Genomic DNA, 21,713 nt, shown 5'->3' with positions numbered 1-21,713 from the left:
AGCCCAGACAAATTGTTCGCAATTCATCTACCAAGGCCATAGAAAATTAGCTTTCAAGGAATTTGACAGTGCAGCGAGAAAGTCATGCAATTATTATTGGCGGCAGTTTAGCAGGACTGTTGGCTTCTAGAGTATTAGCAAAACACTTCGACCGAGTAAGTATTGTTGAACGAGATTTTTTCCCAGAAAAACCCGCACCTCGCCCCGGGATTCCTCAATCCTGTCACCTTCACATCCTTTTAAATCGGGGGAAAATCATCCTAGAAGAGTTTTTTCCCGGCTTGGAAAACGAACTGGTAGCTGCTGGTGCTCCTAGTTTAGATCCGAGGTCGATCGGGTGGTTTAGTCCGGCGGGTTGGGCCCCACAATTTAGCCCGGATCTAAATGATTTAATTATGTTCAGTCGGGATTTAGTTGATTGGCAAATTCGCCGTCGCTTGGCTGAAAATACGAACGTGCATTTTCTCCAAGGAGGCACAGTAACGGGGTTGCTGGCGAATGCCTCGCGCGCGGAAGTTACTGGCGTGTCGGTGCGTTTTCGCGATCGCCACAACCCGGTTAGCATCCATGCAGAAAATTTGTATGCAGATTTAGTAGTCGATGCTGGTGGCAAAGTTTCCAAAACACCTCAATGGTTGAAAAGTTTGGGCTATGAACCTCCGCAAGAAACCGTTATCAATGCTTTTGTCGGCTATGCAACCCGCATCTATAAATGCAGCGGTAAATTGTCAGACACAGCGCCAGTATTTGTGTCAACTGCACCACCATTTCGCACCCGTGGCGGTGCAATTTTCCCGATCGAAGGCAATCGCTGGCTGGTGACTCTCGGCGGGGGCGATCGCGATTATCCTCCCGCCGACGAAGCAGGTTTTCTAGAATTTACCCGCACTCTGCCAACCCCGACAATTTATGATGCGATTAAAGACGCAGAAGCAATAACACCTATTTATAGCTATCGAGGTACAGAAAACCGTTTGCGCCACTACGATCTCCTTTCTCGTTACCCTGAAAACTTAATAATTATCGGTCATGCAGTTTGCGCTTTCAACCCGGTTTACGGCCAGGGAATGACCGTTGCTGCACTGGATGCTCAGATGCTAGATGGATGCCTGCAAAAGCAAAGAGAGCGGTATCCAGAAGGCGATTTAACAGGCTTTGCGCGACAATTTCAACAAAAACTAGCAAAATTACACACTATTCCTTGGACGTTTGCCATCAGTCAGGATTCCCGCTATCGCGGAAGTACGGGCGCAAAACTAAACCTCGCTACGCGGCTGACAATTGATTACATGGATCTAGTGTTAAAAGTGCTGGTCGGAGATGCTAAAGTTTGTCAAGCTTTTTTGGAAGTTCTGCACATGATTGAGTCGCCGGCGGTACTTTTTTCTCCCAGTATTGCGCTTAAGGCGATGTGGCAATTAGTCACCGGAAGTCAGAAGGCAGAATTAAAATAAAGAGTTTATAAAGAATCAGGTTATTTTGGCCAATTCTATTTTTTCACCGCCGATGAAGGAAGATCAACGCAGATGAAATCCTATTCATCTGCGTTGATTTAACCTGATATTATGTCCCCTCAAAGCTGGATGATAAAACACGTGACTTTTTCGACTGCGGTTTTCTGGTATTTCACGTCATAAGATGGGTAAAAGCCGATTTTGTACCCAATTGTCGGTTTGTGAAATAAATTATTAGATTTATTGCAAAAATTGTTTGTAGTCAGGACTTACTCACAGGACTCAAGAAACCGGGTTTTTTACCCATATCCATCGCGCTTCACGCTATCTTGTCGGAAAAAAAATCGGTTTCTGCATCCTCGACTAATATCGACTTGTGCAATTCTCACTTACCAGCCAAACAATCTAATTGTTCTTGCATTTGGGCGGTAACTCGCTCGAAACAAGCATCAACATAATCGCGATCGCGCGCCGCCTCCGAACCGTACCTCTCAAATACAATCGGTTCGCACACGCGAGTCCGAATTTGCACGGGTAAAGGCAGGTTTGGCAAAGGCCCAATACTCAATCCCCAAGGCAATCCCAAATACACCGGCAATACCACCGGATCGATGCCAAATAGCCACGGCATCCCCAATTCATGCAATTGCTTTGCTTGTTCGTACAAATCTGCCAAAACTATCAAAGTATCGTGAGCACCGTGCGATATAATTGGTACAATTGGCACTTCTTCTCGCAATGCTAATTTGATAAATCCCTTCCGTCCCGCAAAGTAGATTCGATCGCGCAAGTGGTGGGGACGAAAAACATCTTGGGCGCCGCCCGGATAGACGAGAACTGGGGCATTTTTACGCAAAGCTGCGATCGCCATTTTCGGATGCGCCTTGAGGGCTCCACACTGAACCGCCATGCTAGCAACATCAGGAGAAACTTGCCAAACCGTCGGGTGCATCAATCCGTAGGCCAAGCGTTCGGTTCCGTACCTGCGGAACCATTCGTAGAGGAACATAAACATATCTGGAGCGGCGATTCCCCCGTTGTGAGAACCGACAACGAGCATTTTTCCGCTCGCGGGTACGTGGTGCCAGCCGTCGCTTTGTACGCGAAAATAGTAGCGGTACAGCCATTCCCAGATTGGCAACAAAAGCTGAATGAAGTCGGGATTGCGATCGTCTAAAGATAGACCGTCAAAGGGATAGTTAGAGGATTTGCCGTCTTTTTTGTTAGTAGTTTTTGTCACAGCAAAAATATTTAACGCTTTGGTCATTATATAGCAGAAGGAAGAAAGCTTTAGCTATCGAGGAGAGAAGGAAGAAGGAGCATCTCAGTTTCACTTTGACTCTCCTTGTGTGAGAGCATCGCCGCGAGCGAAATAAAAAAAATACTAAGATTAAATGCTTCCTTTCAGAAGGAATGTACTGCATTAGTTTCAGAAATTTAAAACATCCTAACCTTCGCTCGCGGTTGCTATATCAATATCATTAAATCATAATATGTGCAAATATTTGGTTTCTGATTTGAGCCGGCTGATTTTGTTCGGAGGTTTTGTGCAGGTTGTCTATTTTGTTGGCTAAACTGGCTCCTTGTATCTTTATTAAACAGACAGGCGCTTGAACCGCAGCAGGCACAGTAAAGCGTCAGCGAGTAAATACAAAGAAACCATCCAAGTTCCTTACTTAAGAGCCAGAACCAAGGGCACCTGAAGTAGAGGAACTACAAGCCGGCTTTGCGACGACTAGAATCCTTAATGGAAATGTCTCCACAGGAACAAAACTGTTTGGAAACAGCTACAGCAACTGTCATTGGCCGATCGCGCGGCGGATTGAGCCACAAAAACACAACCAGGTCTAAAGCCGATGGGTTTCTGTTTTGGAAGATTTTATCAAATTGAAGCTAGCCATGGGGTCAATGCTAGCGATTTGCGCTGTTTGCCGCAATATTAAGTAAGGTGCGATCGACAGTTGAGTTAGGCGAGGGAGATCCAAGAACTGTATGCGGCTTGCGACACCCGACTGGGACGATGGGGTCGATCGCACCAATCGTCTGCCACTCAGAATCTTGGACCATCTCAAGCACCATCTCGCTCTCGAAGCTGCCAAGAGTTCACCTCAAATGCAGCAAAATATTACTCAACAGGAACCACTGGCAGCTAAATGGTTTAAGGAACACCTGACAAGATATTGACGGACAACAAATGACTTGCATTCCTAGTAAACTGCCGCGGATTTAAACAGTTAACTGTTAACTGTTGACTCCTCCACTCTCCCGCTCCCCCACTCTCCCCGCTCTCCCCTCTCGTCTTCTCCCCCTCCCCCGCTCTGCCATAAGAGCAATTTATAGGTGTAGCAGCTTAATTTGTCTGGGCTTAACTCTCAGCAAAAATTAAATTATATAGAAAAAACTTGACTTACAGCCATAAAAAATGTTACGTAGAGCTTTTTCCTGGAAGACAAATCGATTTTTTTGCTATATTGACCTGCAATAAAGATAATAGTTTTGATGAGATGAGGAGTCGAACGGAATGAAAAACTTGAGTTACTGGAACAAACCCGCTGCATTGCTGGGCGCGATCGCGATCGCAGCCGGAAGTTTGCAAGCGAATGCGATCGGTGTTGCCGCCCCGTCAACATCCACTGCCAGTCAGGATGCTGAAAATAGTTCATTTGAAGATAGTGCCACCTTTCAAATAGCCCAAGCTGGCAACATTTGCCGCCAAGTCACTCCCAAAGAAGGTTTGACCGTTCGCCAGAACCCAGACCCCAAATCCCCTAGAGTTGGCGGTGTAGCAATTAACACTCAGGTAACGGTACCCCAAAGCGCTAGTTCAGTTAAAGCCTCCGACGGCCGCCTCTGGATTCAAATTACCGCTCCCGTAAAAGGGTATGTAGCTACCGGATACCCCAACAACGAGGCTAATTTAGGTTCGTGCACGACAGCCAGCACCACAATTAGTCAAACTCCTTCCCCAAGTCCGGCACCGGCACCTGCTGCGACACCAGCACCAGCACCAGCGCCGACACCGCGTCCAAGTCCAAGTCCAAGTCCTGCACCAGCGCCGACACCGGCACCAGCACCGACACCAGCGCCAGCACCAGCACCGACACCAGCACCGACACCAGCACCAGCACCAGCACCAGCACCAGCACCAGCACCAGCACCGGCACCAGCACCAGCACCAGCACCGGCACCGGCACCGGCACCAGCACCAGCACCAGCACCGGGCCCCGTAAGTCTGTGCCGTCAAGTAGAACCTCGCGTAGCGCCAAGGGGTCTAGCTATCCGCACGGAGCCTTCCAAGACTGCTGCGGTTAAAGGTGGCGTACCGGCTAACGGTCAAGTAACGCTTGTACCGAATTTCCAGTTAGTGAAAGATAAGAATGGAGAAGACCGCAATTGGGTTGAGATTTCAGCCCCTGTGGCCGGATTCATCTCAGCGGGAAATTTGATCATGTGCAAGTAAACTTCTGAGTTCGATCGCTCTTTTTAACTAAAAGAGCGATCGACACCGAAAATAGTTTTAAGATTGTCGCGCAGCAAGCGAACAAAGCCCAGCCCAGACTGCTTCCTGGACTTACGCATGAATAACTTATTTCTGTCGGGAAGCAGCGGTAGCGAATCTTTGGTCTATGTTTTTCGTCGGTTGCATCAATCAAGTCCTAGCTTGGTTCCTCGCAACGCACGCGGGATGAATGAATTTAAGGAAAAGGCCGATCGACCTTTCTACCTACAGAGGCCTCTTGCCCAATCTTGGTGTCCGCGATTTGGTTGACACTTGGATTGTCGGCCAATCCAGACAATTTCCCACTTATTTTGTCTGAGTCTGAGTTCGATGCGGTGCCGCATTGCAGCAACAGAATCGTCAGCTAAACCGACCACGGTTTGGACAATTACGGCTGTTTCTCGCGTGGGATATTCAACCGAAATTTGGTCGCTTTTTCTGCCTTCAGATTCTCGGTCACTGCTAAAGAGTTTTGCTGCGATATCTTTGGGGTTGGAGACGGTAATTTTGCGATCGGCAAGGAACTGTTTAGCATTAATTGCTTCGTAGTTCGATCGGGCGGCGGGCTGCCCCATTGCTGCGATGGGAATTTGGATGCAGGCGAAAATAGCTAGGAAAAAGAGCGATCGCTTGACAATTGATTTGTTCATGAGGCTTCAGCTTGTGCCAAAAATTTTTGTCTTCGAGATGCGAAAGCCGCCAAATCTGCTTGGGTGAATTGAGTTTGCTGCCATGAGGGACGCGACATTAGTCGATCGCACCAAGCTTGAATTTTAGGATAGCCGTCTAGGGACACACCAACCCAAGGTAGCAAGGGCACGATGGTACCGGCCACGCACTCGGCAAACGTGACATTGTTGCTACCGAAAAAAGGGCGATCGTCCAACAAACCTTCAAAGAATTTCAACACAGTATCGACTTTTTCCTTAGCCTTTTCGATTTCCTGCGCTTGGGGAGTTCCCCATCCCATTTTTTGACTGCTTAGCGGGTTAACTCCTGGTATAAGTTCGTTAACCGTGACCAATTCTACCATCCTCACAACTGCCAAATCTTTCGGTTCTTTTGGCAGCATTGCCGGTTCGGGATACTTCGCTTCTAGATAGTCAAGAATTGCCAGAGACTCGACGACAGTGAAGTCATCATCGACCAAAACAGGGATGCGGTGAAAAGGATTCATTGCGATAAAGTCGGGCTGTAAGTTATCGCCGTCCAAGTGGATTTCTACTAATTCAAAGTCGAGGTTTTTTTCTAAGAGGGCGATCCAGACGCGGCGGGAGTTGGGGGAAATTGGAGTGTGGTAAAGTTTCATGGCTGCTTCTGTGGTTGTTGAGAGAGTAAGGTGTTGAGGGTTCAGTTGTCTCGCGCTGCTGAAAATATTTAGACTGTAGTCAATTTTATACGATCCGGAATTGTCAGGGCAAATACTGGTTAAATATAACAAAAATATGTGCGATCGCATTTAGCTACTTTAGCTACATCATATTGAGTTAATTTCCACCTGTTGCTCTAATTCTATTTCGACTTGAGCCTCAACAAATGGAGCGTAAATGGGAAGCTCCGATGCTATTGCTTCAAAGCTAATAACGAGAGAATATGGTGCTTCAGCATCTGGATCGTTATTCCAACCTTCATGTCCAACTACTGCAATGCAGAATGCTTCTCTGAGTTGAAATGATTTGACAACCGTCCAATCCTTTTGAACAGTTCCCGCGCTTCTAGAAACACCATGAATTTTTCCATAGTTTTTCGCTTTTTTGCCAATAGTCCACTGAAAAACTTCCTGTCCCTTATCTGCATTCTCTGGAGTATCATACTCTTTTAAAATTCTCGCCAGAAATTTTTCTGGATCTTCTTCCTTTTTGCTACAATCCCAATCCAGCCAAGTTGAAAGATATTTTCTGCGATTTCTACGAGTTCGACGTGGTTGTGCTTTGTAAGATAGAGTAACTTCTACCAAAATCTCATGTTCTTTTCCCTGACTACGCAATCCTTCTGGCATTTTAACTTGGTAAACATGAGCCTGTCTGGCTTTGATACGATTATTTCCTCTGGTAATCAAAGTGATGCGATTGGGAGAATTACCTAAAGCGCGATCGATATTGGGAATACCATAACCAATTTGACGAACAGTATCAAGTTTTTCTTCTGCCCACTCTGGCCATCTGGCTGATTGTACTATCAGCGCACGATGTAAAAGGCAACTCTCATCCGGCAACTCAGCAGCAAGACACGCTGCTATATGGCTGACTTTTGGCGTAGCATATGACGTTCCCACCGTGTCAGCAGCAACTGCTGGCCCACCATTCAAAGTTGATCGTACTAATTCAGGACAAACTTCTTTACGTGAAATAATGTTAGGTGGTATAGATTCATCTTTTATTAAGTCCCCACCATATTCAACTACTTCCGGTTTAATTGTATCCCAAATTCCTAACCCAGAGCATGAAAAAGCTGAGGGTTTATCCTTTTGTGATATTGAAGAATAGGGTAGTGCATGATAAGAAGCTGGAGAAATTGATCCAACGGTTAAGGCTTGAAAACTTTGTGCAGGGTTAGCAATTCTACAAGAATTTTCTAAAAGATAATCTGGACATAGCCGATTTGCTGCCAGATGATCTTTGACAGATAATCTTGTATATCCTATTTTTCCCCTGAAAGGTAAATTACCTGCTGCCACAATAAACAATATATCATTTTTCCAGGTCAAATTATCAATCGCTGCTGCCCAAGGACTCATATATTGGGTAGGACATGGGAGAGTTCCAGCAAGAGAATGATTAAAAATCCTTGTGTTTGTTTTACTGTGATAAAAGTCTACAACATCACCTAGCAATTTCGGTGGAAATAGCTGTTTAGGGAGTTTACAATCAACATCAAGAACTCTCGCATTTTGAATCCAGCAAATAGCTTTTTCGTTTCCAATACGAGGTATCGTTATTGGATAAAGGACTGCACCAGCTACTCTTGTCCCGTGTCCACCGTTGCTAACACGGTCAGCAATTTGGTCGGTTTCTCCCGGCACCCAAGATGTTGAATTATCGCAATCAATTGCTGCTTTTAAGAGAGGATGCATTTCTTGAATCCCACTATCTATAACACATACCTTGGGAGCATTTAATTTCGGTGCTTGTAGTTTGAAAGTAGGAGTATCAACATCAGATAAAGCTTCTTTCTTAACCCATTCAGCAACGACATCAGGCTCACTGACATCAAAAATATAAGGAAAGTTGAAAACTAAATCTTTTAATCCTTTACCGGAAATTGTAATTCTACAGGAAAAACTATCCGGTAATTTAGCTGATTGAGGAATACTTCCATCAACTATATCATCTACTATTTTTCCTTGATAACTTTTTTGAATAAAGTCAGTGAACTCAACTTCTCTTTCGTACTTTATCTCATCCCATTTTTCATAGGTCAAGTCACGTTTGTCAATCCAGCGATTAACTCTTTTTTCAAAATGCTCATCACTTTCATTAGTTTCTCTTTTTGGAGGATCAGGTAACTTAGATTTAAGGCCTACACAAGCAATACCTACATCAACTGTGTATATCTGGTCATCTTTAACTAGATCCCAATGAGCCATTAATTCTGGCGAAAGAATGTATTCTGGCTTTTTAATTCCGTCAATCAGATCCCAGATTTCTGCAATTTTTCCACCACCATGTTCTTCTCTAATAAATTTTCCTATTTTTTTTCGCAGTTCACTAAGTTCTAAATCTGCTGATGCACCAATAATATATCCATCTTCGATCTCTGCAATTAGCTCAATCCCATAGGATTTAAGACTCTCTGGATCGAAAGAATTTGGATCTATTTTTAAGATAATGCGTCGAGATTTAGGAAGTTCGGGTTGCTCTTCTTCTTCTCGTTTTTCTTCAGTATCTTTCCAATTAGCAGTTATGGATGATACTGAACTATTTAGCCTACTACCATGTCCCCATCTGTCACCAGAATTTGCGAGTGTTTGAGGATCTTTCTTGCTGCCTCCTCCTTGTGGTGCAGCAATTCCTTTTTTTGTAAGGCTGAGCTGAATATGCGGAAATCTATCAGAACGTTCAACCATTTACTTCTCCTGACACAAAAAAATAAATTTATGCAACCTTGATTTCTTTAATCGCTTCTTCCAAGTGTTCGTGAATCACCAGCTCCTCTCGCTCAAGAATTGCCCGTTTAGCAGCATCTTGTGCAACCCTCACAGCTTGAGCGGCCGAAAAATCTCTCATCTGAGCTATGAGTACAGGCCAGTTAATAGAGCCTACTTCCATAGCAGATAGTGTTTCTTTTAGGATAAATTCTAACTCTTTTTCTCCGGGCTTTGGTACTTCTATCAAATCATCAAATCGTCTCCACAGTGCAGTATCAAGAGATTTAGTGAGGTTTGTAGCTGCTACAATCAGACCTGAGGTGGGTTCATATTCATCCAAAATTTGAAGAAATGTATTTACCACTCGCTTAATTTCTCCTACTTCCTGATGGTCTTCTCTTGATTTAGCAATTGAGTCGCATTCATCAAGAAACAACAAACAGGGATTTTTTGATGCTTCTTCAAAAACCAGCCTCAAATTACTCGCCGTTTCGCCTAAAAAAGATGATACCATTGCATCAAATCGAACTTTGAGAAGTGGTAAACCTGTATTGCAAGCTAAACGCTCTGCTCCGAGTGTCTTACCACAGCCGGGGAAACCGTACAGAAGAATTTTTTGTCTGTAGCGGAGTCCGTGAAGAGCAAGCCTATCTCTTGCTGCATACTCGCGCTCAATTCGCTGGAAACGTTTTTCAATAACTTCAGGAAGCACCATGTGATGCCGCAGTTTTTCCCTTCCGATGACAGTCACTAAAGGAAGGTTTAATCGCTTACTTGTCGGCAGTTCGCTTAAAGCTTGTCGGCTATTTGGTACTGGCGAAGCTGCTTTGGTGTTAGAGGTCGATTTCTCTTTCTGGCTCTTTTTGGTAATATTCTCTAATTGGTCGGCTAGTAGCGTGTGTCCCTTCTGGCGTTCTTCCTCAATGACTAGGTGTGTGAGTTTGTCGATCGCCTCTGTGTCGGCACTGGCGATCGCCCTAAATAATCTTTTAAGAACTTCTGCTTTCATAGCGCCTCTCACTATACTAGAGAGTACACCACTATGATACTTGATTTATTAATCAACTACTTAATTAAAATAAAGTAGGTGAGGGCCCTTGCGCCCCCACCTACTTTAAAGACGACGATTAATTAGTAATCGAAGTCGCCGCCGCCCATGCCGCCGCCAGCGCCAGCAGCAGCAGCGCCATCCTTCGGTTCAGGCTTGTCAACGACGATGCACTCGGTTGTCAGCACCATACCAGCAATAGATGCTGCATTTTGCAGAGCAGAACGAGTCACCTTCGCAGGGTCAACGATACCAGCTTCAAACATATCGACAAACTCATTTGTCGCTGCGTTGAAACCAACGTTGAACGGCTTTTCTTTGACGCGCTCAGCAATCACAGCGCCGTTCAAACCAGCATTCTCAGCAATCCGCTTCAGAGGAGCAGCCAGAGCCCGTGCCACAATCAAAGCACCGGTCAATTCTTCGCCCTTCAGGCTGCTGTTAGCCCACTCTTCCAATTGAGGAGTCAGGTGAGCCAAAGTTGTACCGCCGCCGGGGACAATTCCTTCTTCTACAGCAGCTTTGGTAGCGTTAATCGCATCTTCCAAACGCAGTTTGCGATCCTTCATTTCTGTTTCGGTAGCCGCGCCGACTTTGATCACTGCGACGCCGCCAGCCAATTTGGCCAAACGTTCTTGCAGCTTCTCTTTGTCGTAGGAAGACTCGGTTTCGTCCATTTGACGGCGAATTTGTTCGCAGCGGGACTTGACGGCGACTTCGTTACCTTCGGCAACAATTGTGGTGCTGTCTTTGGTGATGGTGATGCGGCGAGCTTTGCCGATCATGTCGAGCTTGGTATTTTCCAGTTTCAAACCGGCGTCTTCGGTGATTAGTTGACCGCCGGTCAATACGGCGATATCTTCTAACATGGCTTTGCGTCGATCGCCAAAACCGGGTGCTTTCACAGCAGTCACGTTCAACACACCGCGCAGTTTGTTGACAACGAGGGTAGCTAGAGCTTCTTTCTCAATGTCTTCTGCAATGATCAACAGCGGGCGGCCGGAACGAGCTACTTGTTCGAGCACAGGTACTAAATCTTGTACCAAAGCGATTTTCTTGTCTGTCAGCAAGATGAAGGGTTCTTCGAGAATCGCTTCCATCCGTTCGGTGTCGGTGACGAAGTAGGGAGAAATGTAGCCTTTGTCGAAGCGCATCCCTTCGGTGATTTCCAATTCGGTGGTCATAGACTTCCCTTCTTCCAGGGAAATCACGCCTTCTTTGCCCACCTTGTCCATTGCGTTGGCAATCATTTGACCGACTTCATCGTCGTTACCAGCAGAGATGGAGCCTACTTGAGCGATGGCTTTGGAATCTTCTACTTGTTTGGCGTGTTCGGCAATTTTTTCTACCAAAAACGTGGTTGCTTTGTCAACACCGCGCTTGAGGGCGATCGCATTTGCACCGGCTGCTACGTTCCGCAGGCCTTCTTTGACCATTGCGTGGGCGAGCACGGTAGCAGTGGTGGTACCGTCGCCTGCTGCGTCGTTGGTTTTGGAAGCAGCTTGACGAATTAGAGCAACGCCTGTGTTTTCTACGTGGTCTTCTAGTTCGATTTCTTTGGCGATGGTAACGCCGTCATTGACGATCTGAGGAGCTCCGAATTTCTTTTCGAGAACCACGTTACGGCCTTTGGGGCCGAGGGTTACGGCCACTGCTTCGGCCAAAATGTCCATACCGCGTTCGAGGGCGCGACGTGCATTTTCGTTGTAGATGATACGCTTAGCCATAGTTTTTGGGGATGAGAAGGTTTGAGATTTTGGATTGGGGATGATGGATTTTAGTCATTTGTCCCGTGTCATTAGTTGTTTGGCGGCGTTCGCTTTAAACTAATGACTGATGACTAAGGACTGATGACTAATGATTAATTAGTTAACGATCGCCAGAATGTCTTTTTCTGCAAGCAAGACGTATTCGTCTGTGCCGAGTTTGATGTCGGTGCCGGCGTATTTCGAGTAGAGAACTTTGTCGCCGACTTTGACTTCCATTTCAGTGCGGCTGCCGTCGTCGTTGCGCTTGCCGGGGCCCACGGCCGCGACTTCGCCTACTTGGGGCTTTTCTTTCGCTGTGTCAGGCAGAAGGATGCCGCCGGCGGTTTTTTCTTCGCTAGCGCTTACTTTCACGAACACGCGCTCGCCTAACGGTTTAACGGTAGAAACACTCAGTGATACTGCTGCCATAAATAAATCTCCAGATTACAGATCCTAGTCAGTCAGCCGTCAGGGTCGCTATAAAAGCAACAGCCGACTGCTTACAACTGACATATTAGCACTCTCGACTCCTGAGTGCTAATTTAGCTCTAGAAAGGGGCGATCGCAACTTAGTTGTCAGTACGGGTTCCCGAACCGAGAATGAGTGGGAGCGAAGGAGAGGGGTAGGGGGAAGTGGGGGCTGTGGTGATGACTTTTGCTCGCTAACCAATTACTGTTGACGAATGAATAAAATGCTTGAACCTAACGAGGAATATTGCAGCCAAGGCTTGAGCGCTTGCGTCCAAAGCCTGGGGCTCGCTAAAATCGAGCGGCATATTTTTATCTGTGCTGACCAAACGGTGCCCAAGTGCTGCGATCGGCAAACCAGTCTGGAGGCGTGGAATTACTTAAAAAAACGCTTGCAAGAATTGGGGTTGGACAAGCCAAGTGCCGATCGACCAACCTGTGTCTTTCGCACGAAAGCCAATTGCCTGCGAGTGTGCGCGTCTGGCCCGATCGTGGTAGTCTATCCAGACGGAGTGTGGTATCGCGACGTTACTCCCCCCGTCATTGAGAGAATTATTCAGGAACATCTCCTAAATTCAAAGGTCGTTCAAGAATACGCTTTCTTGACTCATCCTTTGCCTGTGCCTCCTGAGGCAGAGCCAAACATTTAAGTATAGCGCTGTTAAAGTACAAAGTTATACTGAAATGTTAAGTTTAAGGTTAAAGGTGAGAATTTTAGACCGTTGGGCTCCCAGGCGATCGCACCTGCTACAGAGCAAAAAAACTGTAGTTAGGTTGTCTTGGTAGTCGGGCTTGGCTTGTCGCTGGTGTTGCTCAAAAGGTACGCAAAAAAAAAACGATCGGAGAAAGTGTGAAATTTTGTGCAAAAGTTTCTCAGTGGCCGACACTAAGCAGTTTGCCAAACTACACTAGAAACAGTTAAATACGTAAGTAGGGAGTCTGCTTAAATTCCTCTATATCAGAAGTATCATTTAAAACTGGGGCATCAACCAATTAAACCGATCGAGATTAAATATTTAACTTGGGCTCTCCCAGAGAGTCTCCAATCAATCAAGACCGATAGTGACAACGGGCGATATTCGTCCATTACACATCTCCAATAACTCTGGTGGGGCAGGCAGGATGCCTGCCATTGACAGGCTTTTGTGAAGATGTACCTTATAGGTTTTGGCTCCGTTCCTAGTCGCAAGACATTCACAAACGGGCGTCGATCGCTGGTTGGGAAGCGGTAACACCTGCCCCACTTTCCCCTGAGGGCGATCGTTTCACCCGACGGCAGTCCTCCACCCCCAGCCGGGTATTGGCGGAGTGACGGAAAAAACACGAGTGAAAAAAAGGAAGCGAGCGGGATACTTTAGCGGGAATAAACATGACAAAAGACAATAATTCAGGAGATCAAAAACGGCTGATGCTGGTTGACGACGACCCGAACTTAATCTTGCTAGTCAAGGATTACTTGGAGTTTCGGGGTTACAACGTCATTACAGCAGAAAACGGCAGAGACGCTCTAGAAAAGCTCGAACAAGAAGTCCCCGATTTGATCATATGCGATGTGATGATGCCGGAAATGGACGGGTACACTTTAGTCAAATACATCAGAGAAGACCCGCGCACGAGCTGGATTCCGGTTCTTTTCTTGTCCGCCAAAGGTCAAAGTTCAGACCGAGTAAAAGGCTTGAGCACTGGGGCTGACGTTTATATAGTCAAGCCTTTTGAACCAGAAGAACTGGTAGCCCAAGTAGAATCTTCTCTGAAAGCAGCCTCCCGCTTGATTCGTCACTCAAATCCAGGTATTGAGAGCGGTCCAAAAATTAAGGCGCGCCGCAATGTCGAATTGACTCCCACTGAGTTAAAGGTGGTACAGTTGCTAGCGCAGGGTATGGCAAACCGACAGATCGCAGACGTGATGAATGTCAGCCAGCGGACTATAGAGAGCCACGTCAGCAATATGCTGGGCAAAACAGGTCTGCACAACCGGACAGAGTTAGCTCGCTGGGCCCTTGAAAGCAAAAAGGCTTGAGCTGAGGTACTCTGCTATCAAATCAGGGAGCAAAAGCGAGTGCTATGCGCTTCGGTATGCCTGCTGGGCGGTAGGGCGGTAGGGCGGTAGTGTGAAGCCCTATTAACCTGGACAGGGCAGCCGGTATTGAGTTACTAGGCGTCTGGTTTGTGAGGGCTGCTCGATCGAATCCAAGCAGGGTTAAAAGAGCCCTCTGGCGGTAGAGCCTAAAATATGAAATACTGGGGGGATGGAGTTTTCTGAAGTCTAATCTATTGCCTCAGTTAGCTCCATGTTGCTAAAATGTGATATTTAGATTAACTTCTTTCTACAATTATTAGGTCTAAGTTTCTATGACAAACTTAATGAACCGCCTTTCTATTTTTGTGGACGGGAACAATATGTTCTACGCTCAACAAAAGAACGGTTGGTTTTTTGATCCTCGCAGGGTGCTCGAATATTTCAAAACTTCGCAGCCGAATGTCATCTTGATCAATGCTTTCTGGTATACGGGTCTGAAAGACCCGCAAGATCAAAGGGGATTTCGAGATGCCTTGATCAGTCTGGGTTACACGGTTCGCACTAAGATTCTTAAGGAATATTACGATGATGCTTCGGGCAGATATTCTCAAAAGGCTAATTTAGACATTGAGATTGTTGTTGATATGTTTAATACGGTGGATCAGTACGACCAAGTTGTGCTGTTTAGCGGAGATGGGGATTTTGAGCGGGCGATCGAGCTGTTGCGATCTAAAAATACTCATATTACTGTGGTATCAACCGAAGGAATGATTGCTAGAGAGTTACGAAATGCTACAGATAGGTATATAGACCTAAATGAAATTAGGGAACATATCGAGAAAATGGATTATTAGTCAGTAGTTATTAGTCATTAGTCATTAGTCATTAGTCATTAGTCAGCAGTCATTAGTCATCAGTCATCAGTCATCAGTCATCAGTCAGTAGTTATGGGTTATGGGTTATTAATTATTAGTTATTGGCGCGAGACACAAAACTGGTGACTGGGGGCTAAAAACCCAGAAAAACGGACAAGTAAAAATCAGGAAAACACTTTTTTAGAGCTATGAAAACTCAACCAAGTCAAGACCGGATTATTATTTTCGATACGACTTTGCGGGACGGAGAACAATCTCCGGGTGCATCTCTGAATGTGGATGAAAAGCTGACGATCGCTCGCCAGTTAGCAAGATTGGGCGTGGATGTGATTGAAGCGGGTTTCCCTTTCACCAGCACGGGAGATTTCGAGGCAGTCCAAAAAATAGCCAGATCGGTTGGCACGGAACATGGGCCGACTATTTGCGGTTTAGCACGGGCGAGAAAGCCGGATATTAAAAGAGCAGCAGAGGCTCTGAAACCAGCCGCAAATGCGCGAATTCATACGTTTCTGGCTACGTCTGATATTCACTTGGAGCATAAGTTGAAAAAGACGCGGGCTGAGATTCTGGAAATTGTGCCGGAAATGGTGGCTTACGCTAAGTCTTTTGTGGATGATGTGGAGTTTTCGCCGGAAGATGCTTGCCGATCGGAACCGGAGTTTTTGTATCAGGTTCTGGAACGGGCGATCGCAGCGGGTGCGACTACTGTTAATATTCCCGATACAGTCGGTTACACGACTCCGAGCGAGTTTGGGGCTTTGATTCGGGGAATTAAAGAAAATGTGCCGAATATCGATCGCGCAATTATTTCGGTTCACGGTCACAATGACTTAGGATTGGCTGTTGCTAACTTTTTGGAAGCCGTAAAAAATGGTGCCAGACAGTTAGAATGCACGATTAACGGAATTGGCGAACGGGCGGGAAATGCAGCTCTGGAAGAGTTGGTAATGGCGCTTTACGTGCGGCGCCAATATTATAATCCGTTCTTGGGTCGGGCTGCGGATTCTGAGGAACCGCTGACAAATATTGACTCGCGCCAAATTTACAAAACTTCCCGCTTGGTTTCCAATTTGACGGGGATGCTGGTGCAGCCAAATAAGGCGATTGTCGGGGCAAATGCTTTCGCTCACGAGTCGGGAATTCACCAAGACGGGGTGCTGAAAAATAAGCTGACATACGAGATTATGGATGCTGAGTCGATCGGCTTGACGGAAAATCAAATCGTCTTGGGCAAATTATCCGGCCGCCACGCTTTTCACACTCGCTTGAAAGAGTTGGGTTTTGAAATGGCAGATGATGAGCTAAATAAGGCTTTTGTCAAGTTTAAAGATTTGGCAGACAAGAAAAAAGAGATTACTGATTGGGATTTAGAGGCGATCGCCAATAACGAAGTACACCAAGCACCGGAACTGTTCCGGTTAGAATTAGTGCAGGTTTCTTGCGGCGACAAATCTCGCCCGACAGCAACCGTCACTGTGCGGAATCCAGCGGGCGAAGAATTGACCGATGCCGCGATCGGCACTGGGCCTGTGGATGCGATTTACAGGGCAATTAACCGGGTGGTAAACGTACCGAACGAGTTGATCGAGTTTTCTGTACAATCCGTAACAGCGGGCATAGATGCGATCGGGGAAGTAACAATTCGCTTGCGCCACGAAGGCAAAGTATTTTCCGGTCACTCAGCAAATACCGACATTATCGTAGCGTCTGCAGAAGCATACATCAGCGCTTTAAATCGACTGTATCAGGCATTGCAGCATACTACTGAAAAATCCTCGGAACAGCCAACTCTGATCAGAAATGAAGTTGTTGCAGAAGCACAGCGCTGATAAATTTCTTGTCAGCCATTTTTCTTGAAACAAACCGCAGACGAACCCAGAGCGAAGCAGATAAATCTCAATTAATCTGCCTTGAGCCAGGTTTATCTGCGGTTTAAAATTACTTTTTTTTACTAATAACCAACTCTTGAAAAATGCAAGACGAAACTTTAAAAAAAGAGCGGCAATTCCACGATGCTTGGGCATCCACAATCGATATTGACGGCATCCGAGTCAATGATTACTTTGAAGCTTGTACCGCCCCAGAAAATAGATTTATCGTCCAGCAAATGGGCAATATTACAGGCAAACGCCTGTTAGATTTAGGCTGCGGCGCGGGAGAAAATAGCGTTTATTTTGCTAAAAAAGGTGCGAATTGTGTGGCGGCGGACTATTCTCAAGGCATGGTAGAAGTTGCTATGAAATTGGCTGAGAAAAACGGCGTCAAAATAGACGGCTGCACGGTGAATGCAATGGCGATGGATTTCCCGGACAATAGTTTTGATATTGTTTATGCTTCTAATTTGTTGCACCATTTACCGGAACCAGAAAAGGCAATTCGCGAAATGCACCGCGTGCTAAAGCCTGGGGGTAAAGCTTGTTTTTGGGACCCGATGAAGCACAATCCTGTGATTAATGTTTACCGCAGGATGGCGACTGAGGTGCGGACGGAGGATGAAACTCCTTTAGATATTAATATTGTGAATTTTGTCAAGTCTTTGTTTTCTGAGACGGCTTATGATACGTTTTGGCTGACATCGCTTTGGGTTTTTTTGCGCTTTTATTTGATAGAAAAAGTGCATCCAAATGAGGAGCGTTATTGGAAAAAGATTATCATTGAACAAGATAGATTGAAACCGGAATACTCTCGGTTGGAAGAGTTGGATGGATTTTTGAAAAAGTTGCCTTTGATGAAGCGCTTGGCTTGGAATTTGGCTGTTGTGGCAACGAAGTAATTAAAAAAAGTACAATAAGTCAAAGCATTTATTTAAGAGGCTAATTATGCCAGAAACTATTACTGCTATCTACGAAAACGGGGTTTTTCGTCCCTTGAGTTCTGTGTCTTTCAAGGATGGGGAAACTGTGCAGATTCAACTCTGGCCAGACGATCCAAAAAAGCAGGCAGAATTGGCAATCCAGTTTTTAGTTGACCGAGGATTGGTGACTCCACTACCTAACGATCCCCATAACGTCGAGGCTGTCACTGATGAAGAGGTGTATGAATTGGCTAAAAGGTTAGGGGCAAAACCGGGCAAGCCTCTGTCAGAAATTATTATCGAGGATCGCGGCTCGTGGTAAACATTTATTTTTTGGATAGCAGCGCCCTCATCAAAAGATATGTGGTTGAAATTGGCAGCCCTTGGATAAAAACGCTCACGGATTCCCAGACTGGTAACTCGCTGCTTCTAGTCAGCATCACCTGGGTGGAAGTTCTTAGTGCTTTTGCACGCAGACAACGTGAAGGCGGTATAACTGCTGCGGAAGTTGCTGCACTTATTGCAAAGTTTCGCTCTGAATTCAATAGTCGGTATAGAGTTATCGAAGTTGATCTGGCACTGGTTGAAAGGGCGGGTGAATTGATTGTTCAATATCCACTGCGGGCTTATGATGCTGTGCAATTAGCGTCTGCTTTGCGCGTTCAATCAGTTTTAACATCCATACCAGAAACTCAACTAATTTTTGTTTCTGCGGACAACAGATTGCTCGATATTGCTCAGTCGGCAGGGTTGGCGATTGATAATCCTAATAATTATCAGTAATCAAGCTGTGTGTAGTCAGGAATTCAAGTCCTCATAAAAATCAGAGGACTAAAGTCATTACTAGAAACTACTTTTAGTGCGATCGTTAGTTATAGGATTTCTTTCAATGTTTTTACCAATATTTGATTTTGTTCCTCCGTACCTACACTAATCCGCAATTTGTCTTCTAATCGCGGCTGATTGAAGTATCGAATCAATATTCCCCGTACTTTCAGTGTTTTATAAATCCTTTCTGCATCGCCGTTTGGTGGCCTAACTAACAAAAAATTGGTTTGCGAGGGCCAAACGTCAAAGCCTAATTTCTTGAAGCTAACAGCTAGTTTTGCTCGCGAAGCCTTAATTTTTTCGGCGTTGCTTATTTTGTGCTCTTGATCGGCGATCGCTGCCGCCCCCACTGCATAGGCTAAAGCATCCACATTATAGCTGTCTTTGATTTTATTTACTTCTGCCAGCAGCGCCGGATTTGCTATGCCAAAACCCAGCCTCAATCCTGCGAGGGAATAACCTTTTGAAAGCGTTCTCAAAATAATAACATTACTGTACTTTTTTGTCAAGTTCAAAGCATTTTCTTCGGCGAAATCTACATAAGCTTCGTCGATCACAAGAATGCCCGATAACTCTTTAGCCAGTTTCTCCAAATCTGCAACAGATATGGCTGTTCCCGATGGACTGTTTGGCGAAGCTATAAATGTCACTGCACCCTGGGCTGCTATTAACAAATCGACTGGTAACTTGTAGTCCTCGGGATAAGGAACTTTGACAAATTCTGCATCTTGAATTTCTGCCAAAGTGCGATACAATACATATGTGGGTGAAGGACAAACAATCTGTTTCCCAGATTCGCCCACAGCGCGAACTATCAAGTTTAATAAATCGTCGCTGCCGTTACCTACAACAATCCAATCGTCAGCAACTCCCAAAACTTGACTAGCAGCAATGCGGAAACTTTTGCCAGTGGGATCTGGATAGCGCCGCAGCATTTCTCCGTCTATTTCCTGAAGCACTTTTAAAGCTTTGGGAGAAGGCGGATAGGGATTTTCATTAGAATTTAATTTAATAATTTTTGTGCCTAGCGGTGGCTGTTCCCCCGGCACATAGCCAGACATTTCGTGGATGCTTTTGCGAAAGTAATTCATCTATTATCTGCGTTTATCTGCCTTCATCTTCGGTTAAAAAATTATATCAAACAATTAGTGACTATCCGCGTGATACCCAAATCAATTAACTTTTGCATATCCGCTCGATCGTCCACCGTCCAGGCCACAATGTCAACTCCCTGACTCCGGCTTTCTTGAATTAGTGCGGGGTTTTCCAGCAACACGCGGTACTGGCTGCTAATCAAATTATCCCGATGCGCCACAGCTTGAGCTAATTGAGTTTTGTACGCTTCTAGATTAGCAACAATGTGTCCGATCGCCAAATCGCCAGATAGCCGCCGCACTTGTTCCAGAAATCCAGGGTTAAAGGAAGTAATAACGCATTTATGTTGGATTTCTTCGCCCTTCAAAGTATTGACAAAAGCCGCGACATCTGAATCAGACCACTCGCAGTGAGGCTTGACATCAAAGTAAAGAAATTTGTCAACATTTTTGAGGATAGCTAATGATTCTTTTAAGGTAGGAATTTTTTCTTGTGAAAATTCATCGCTAAACCATTTTCCCGCATTAAGTGTTTGCAATTCAGACAGAGTTTTTTCCCTAACTTTGTCAGAAACTCCAGTGATTCTATCTAATGTGGCGTCGTGAAAAATCACTGGTACGTTGTCGGCGGATAGCTGGATGTCAAATTCGATCGAATGAGCTCCACGGGCGATCGCCAGTTCAAAAGCTGCTAAAGTATTCTCGGGGGCGATCGCTGAAAATCCCCGATGTGCGATAATTTCTAAATTCACTGTCTTGTGCCCTCTAAAAAATCTGCCACAGTTTGATTAAAAGTTTCCTGTTGAGTCAAAAAAGACCAGTGATTCCCCGGTACTTTTGCAACGCTAAGATTTTTCAAGTATCTCTTGTATGGCTGCATTTGCCAATTCATGCGATTTACGCCTTTTTCCGGCTGTACAAACAAAGTCTGGATATCAATATTTTCTGTTAAACCGGCAACTTTCATCACTTCTGCAAATATCTGATTTCTGGCTGCAATCGCAAATTTACTGCCCCAACTTCCGTCGGATTTTTGTTCTATTTGGTGTTGGAATACCATTTGCTGCACGTCACTCCAGTCTGCGTATTCTCCCGATTGTTTTGCTGCTGCTTCTGCTTGGGATAAAGTCGCAAACGGGCCCACACATTTGAGACAGTCTAATTTTCGGTAAACAATTGGCAAGGTGAGTTTAATGGCGGCGGGCAGTTTTGTGATGAAGATGGGGTCTACTAAAATCATACTGCAAAAGCGAGCCGGATTTTGCCTCGCCCAAATCGCTGCTAGTTTGCCCGTCCAAGAATGTCCTAAAATATGGGCGTTTGGCCAGTTGAGATGTGCCATCAAAGCTTCTAAATCTGCGATCGCACTTTCAAAAGTATAGTCTGTTTTCGGTTTGCTACTTTCTCCGTGACCGCGCATATCTGGTGCTACAATATGATAGCGGTTGGACAAGTAATTGCCCAAGCTAGTCCAGACACACGCACTATCTGCTAAACCGTGCAGCAGCAGCAAACGGGGAGATTTTTCTTTCCCAGTTTCTGGCTGCCATTCTAGGTAGGAAAGTTCGATTTCTGGTAAGTGCAAAGTATTACGATTTGGCATAATTAGGGTATTTGATGGTTGGATGAATTTGACTTTACCTCCTTTATACTATTTTTATGAAGAGGCAAGATGCCTGTGAAGCGAAGAGTGAAGTTTATTGTACGGTTTTCCTCAACAGCTGGAGTTTAGACTAAAAGCGATATGAGAGAACGCAAACCAAATGGAATTAGAGATTAAAAATATTATCTTTTCAGC

The 21,713-nt window shown here is 45.4% G+C and carries 20 protein-coding genes; 10 read left to right on the top strand and 10 right to left on the bottom strand.

Annotated features, from left to right (window positions below; genetic code table 11):
* Nucleotides 1-68: 68 nt before the first annotated feature.
* Complete coding sequence (locus QUA20_RS25865) at nt 69-1,454, top strand: 2-polyprenyl-6-methoxyphenol hydroxylase-like oxidoreductase (RefSeq protein WP_333192402.1); 1,386 nt, start codon at nt 69-71, stop codon at nt 1,452-1,454.
* Between the two features lie 385 nt (nt 1,455-1,839).
* On the opposite strand, the gene QUA20_RS25860 is transcribed toward QUA20_RS25865, so the two are convergent.
* Nucleotides 1,840-2,721 carry a lysophospholipid acyltransferase family protein gene (locus QUA20_RS25860; RefSeq protein ID WP_333192401.1) on the bottom strand — a complete coding sequence of 294 codons (882 nt, stop codon included), beginning with the start codon at nt 2,719-2,721 and terminating at the stop codon, nt 1,840-1,842.
* 725 nt (nt 2,722-3,446) lie between these two features.
* Here QUA20_RS25860 and QUA20_RS25855 point away from each other — a divergent pair.
* Both QUA20_RS25855 and QUA20_RS25850 read left to right on the top strand, forming a co-directional pair.
* Nucleotides 3,447-3,638, top strand: a complete 192-nt coding sequence (locus QUA20_RS25855) for a hypothetical protein (RefSeq protein ID WP_333192398.1) — start codon at nt 3,447-3,449, stop codon at nt 3,636-3,638.
* Nucleotides 3,639-3,975: 337 nt separating this feature from the next.
* On the top strand, nt 3,976-4,914 hold the full coding sequence (locus QUA20_RS25850; RefSeq protein ID WP_333192396.1) for an SH3 domain-containing protein: 939 nt from the start codon (nt 3,976-3,978) through the stop codon (nt 4,912-4,914).
* A 260-nt stretch (nt 4,915-5,174) separates the two neighbouring features.
* On the opposite strand, the gene QUA20_RS25845 is transcribed toward QUA20_RS25850, so the two are convergent.
* The 6 genes from QUA20_RS25845 to groES form a co-directional block, all read right to left on the bottom strand.
* Nucleotides 5,175-5,603: a hypothetical protein gene (locus tag QUA20_RS25845; protein WP_333192395.1), complete on the bottom strand. Its 429-nt coding sequence runs from the start codon at nt 5,601-5,603 to the stop codon at nt 5,175-5,177.
* Nucleotides 5,600-6,262, bottom strand: a complete 663-nt coding sequence (locus QUA20_RS25840; protein WP_333192392.1) for a glutathione S-transferase family protein — start codon at nt 6,260-6,262, stop codon at nt 5,600-5,602. The genes QUA20_RS25845 and QUA20_RS25840 overlap by 4 nt, the downstream gene beginning before the upstream one ends.
* Nucleotides 6,263-6,430: 168 nt before the next feature.
* Entirely contained in the window at nt 6,431-9,019 is a 2,589-nt protein-coding gene (locus tag QUA20_RS25835) for a S8 family peptidase (protein WP_333192390.1), read from the bottom strand.
* Nucleotides 9,020-9,047: 28 nt separating this feature from the next.
* Entirely contained in the window at nt 9,048-10,049 is a 1,002-nt protein-coding gene (locus QUA20_RS25830) for an ATP-binding protein (protein ID WP_333192388.1), read from the bottom strand.
* Between the two features lie 122 nt (nt 10,050-10,171).
* On the bottom strand, nt 10,172-11,815 hold the full coding sequence (gene groL, locus QUA20_RS25825; RefSeq protein WP_172184675.1) for a chaperonin GroEL: 1,644 nt from the start codon (nt 11,813-11,815) through the stop codon (nt 10,172-10,174).
* Nucleotides 11,816-11,953: 138 nt separating this feature from the next.
* Nucleotides 11,954-12,265, bottom strand: a complete 312-nt coding sequence (gene groES / locus QUA20_RS25820) for a co-chaperone GroES (protein WP_006633072.1) — start codon at nt 12,263-12,265, stop codon at nt 11,954-11,956.
* Nucleotides 12,266-12,528: 263 nt separating this feature from the next.
* Between groES and QUA20_RS25815 the strand changes: the two genes are divergently transcribed.
* The 7 genes from QUA20_RS25815 to QUA20_RS25785 all read left to right on the top strand — a co-directional run bounded on the left by QUA20_RS25815 (nt 12,529) and on the right by QUA20_RS25785 (nt 18,776).
* Entirely contained in the window at nt 12,529-12,954 is a 426-nt protein-coding gene (locus QUA20_RS25815; RefSeq protein WP_172184677.1) for a (2Fe-2S) ferredoxin domain-containing protein, read from the top strand.
* A 719-nt stretch (nt 12,955-13,673) separates the two neighbouring features.
* Complete coding sequence (locus tag QUA20_RS25810) at nt 13,674-14,324, top strand: response regulator transcription factor (protein ID WP_172184679.1); 651 nt, start codon at nt 13,674-13,676, stop codon at nt 14,322-14,324.
* Nucleotides 14,325-14,656: 332 nt separating this feature from the next.
* Nucleotides 14,657-15,178 carry a LabA-like NYN domain-containing protein gene (locus QUA20_RS25805; protein WP_006633075.1) on the top strand — a complete coding sequence of 174 codons (522 nt, stop codon included), beginning with the start codon at nt 14,657-14,659 and terminating at the stop codon, nt 15,176-15,178.
* Between the two features lie 209 nt (nt 15,179-15,387).
* Nucleotides 15,388-17,028 (top strand): 2-isopropylmalate synthase, encoded by a 1,641-nt coding sequence (locus tag QUA20_RS25800; RefSeq protein ID WP_333192383.1) that lies wholly within the window; start codon nt 15,388-15,390, stop codon nt 17,026-17,028.
* 143 nt (nt 17,029-17,171) lie between these two features.
* On the top strand, nt 17,172-17,972 hold the full coding sequence (locus QUA20_RS25795) for a class I SAM-dependent methyltransferase (protein ID WP_333192380.1): 801 nt from the start codon (nt 17,172-17,174) through the stop codon (nt 17,970-17,972).
* Nucleotides 17,973-18,018: 46 nt separating this feature from the next.
* The gene (locus QUA20_RS25790; RefSeq protein ID WP_333192378.1) at nt 18,019-18,315 is read left to right on the top strand and encodes an antitoxin family protein; all 297 of its coding nucleotides are present in this window, start codon (nt 18,019-18,021) and stop codon (nt 18,313-18,315) included.
* Nucleotides 18,309-18,776: a type II toxin-antitoxin system VapC family toxin gene (locus QUA20_RS25785; protein WP_333192377.1), complete on the top strand. Its 468-nt coding sequence runs from the start codon at nt 18,309-18,311 to the stop codon at nt 18,774-18,776. Before QUA20_RS25790 ends, QUA20_RS25785 begins: the two co-directional genes overlap by 7 nt.
* A gap of 89 nt (nt 18,777-18,865) precedes the next feature.
* Here the strand turns inward: QUA20_RS25785 and hisC are convergent, their stop codons facing one another.
* Genes hisC through QUA20_RS25770 form a run of 3 tightly spaced genes read right to left on the bottom strand, consistent with a single transcriptional unit; the run spans nt 18,866 to nt 21,518 of the window.
* Complete coding sequence (gene hisC, locus QUA20_RS25780; protein ID WP_333192374.1) at nt 18,866-19,912, bottom strand: histidinol-phosphate transaminase; 1,047 nt, start codon at nt 19,910-19,912, stop codon at nt 18,866-18,868.
* A gap of 41 nt (nt 19,913-19,953) precedes the next feature.
* Nucleotides 19,954-20,667 (bottom strand): glycerophosphodiester phosphodiesterase family protein, encoded by a 714-nt coding sequence (locus QUA20_RS25775; protein ID WP_333192371.1) that lies wholly within the window; start codon nt 20,665-20,667, stop codon nt 19,954-19,956.
* Complete coding sequence (locus QUA20_RS25770; RefSeq protein WP_333192368.1) at nt 20,664-21,518, bottom strand: alpha/beta hydrolase; 855 nt, start codon at nt 21,516-21,518, stop codon at nt 20,664-20,666. Before QUA20_RS25770 ends, QUA20_RS25775 begins: the two co-directional genes overlap by 4 nt.
* Nucleotides 21,519-21,713: the final 195 nt, after the last annotated feature.

The organism is Microcoleus sp. Pol7_A1 (genome assembly GCF_036701085.1).
Classification (GTDB): Bacteria; Cyanobacteriota; Cyanobacteriia; order Cyanobacteriales; family Microcoleaceae; genus Microcoleus; species Microcoleus asticus.
This window is presented reverse-complemented; position numbering and strand designations above follow the sequence as displayed.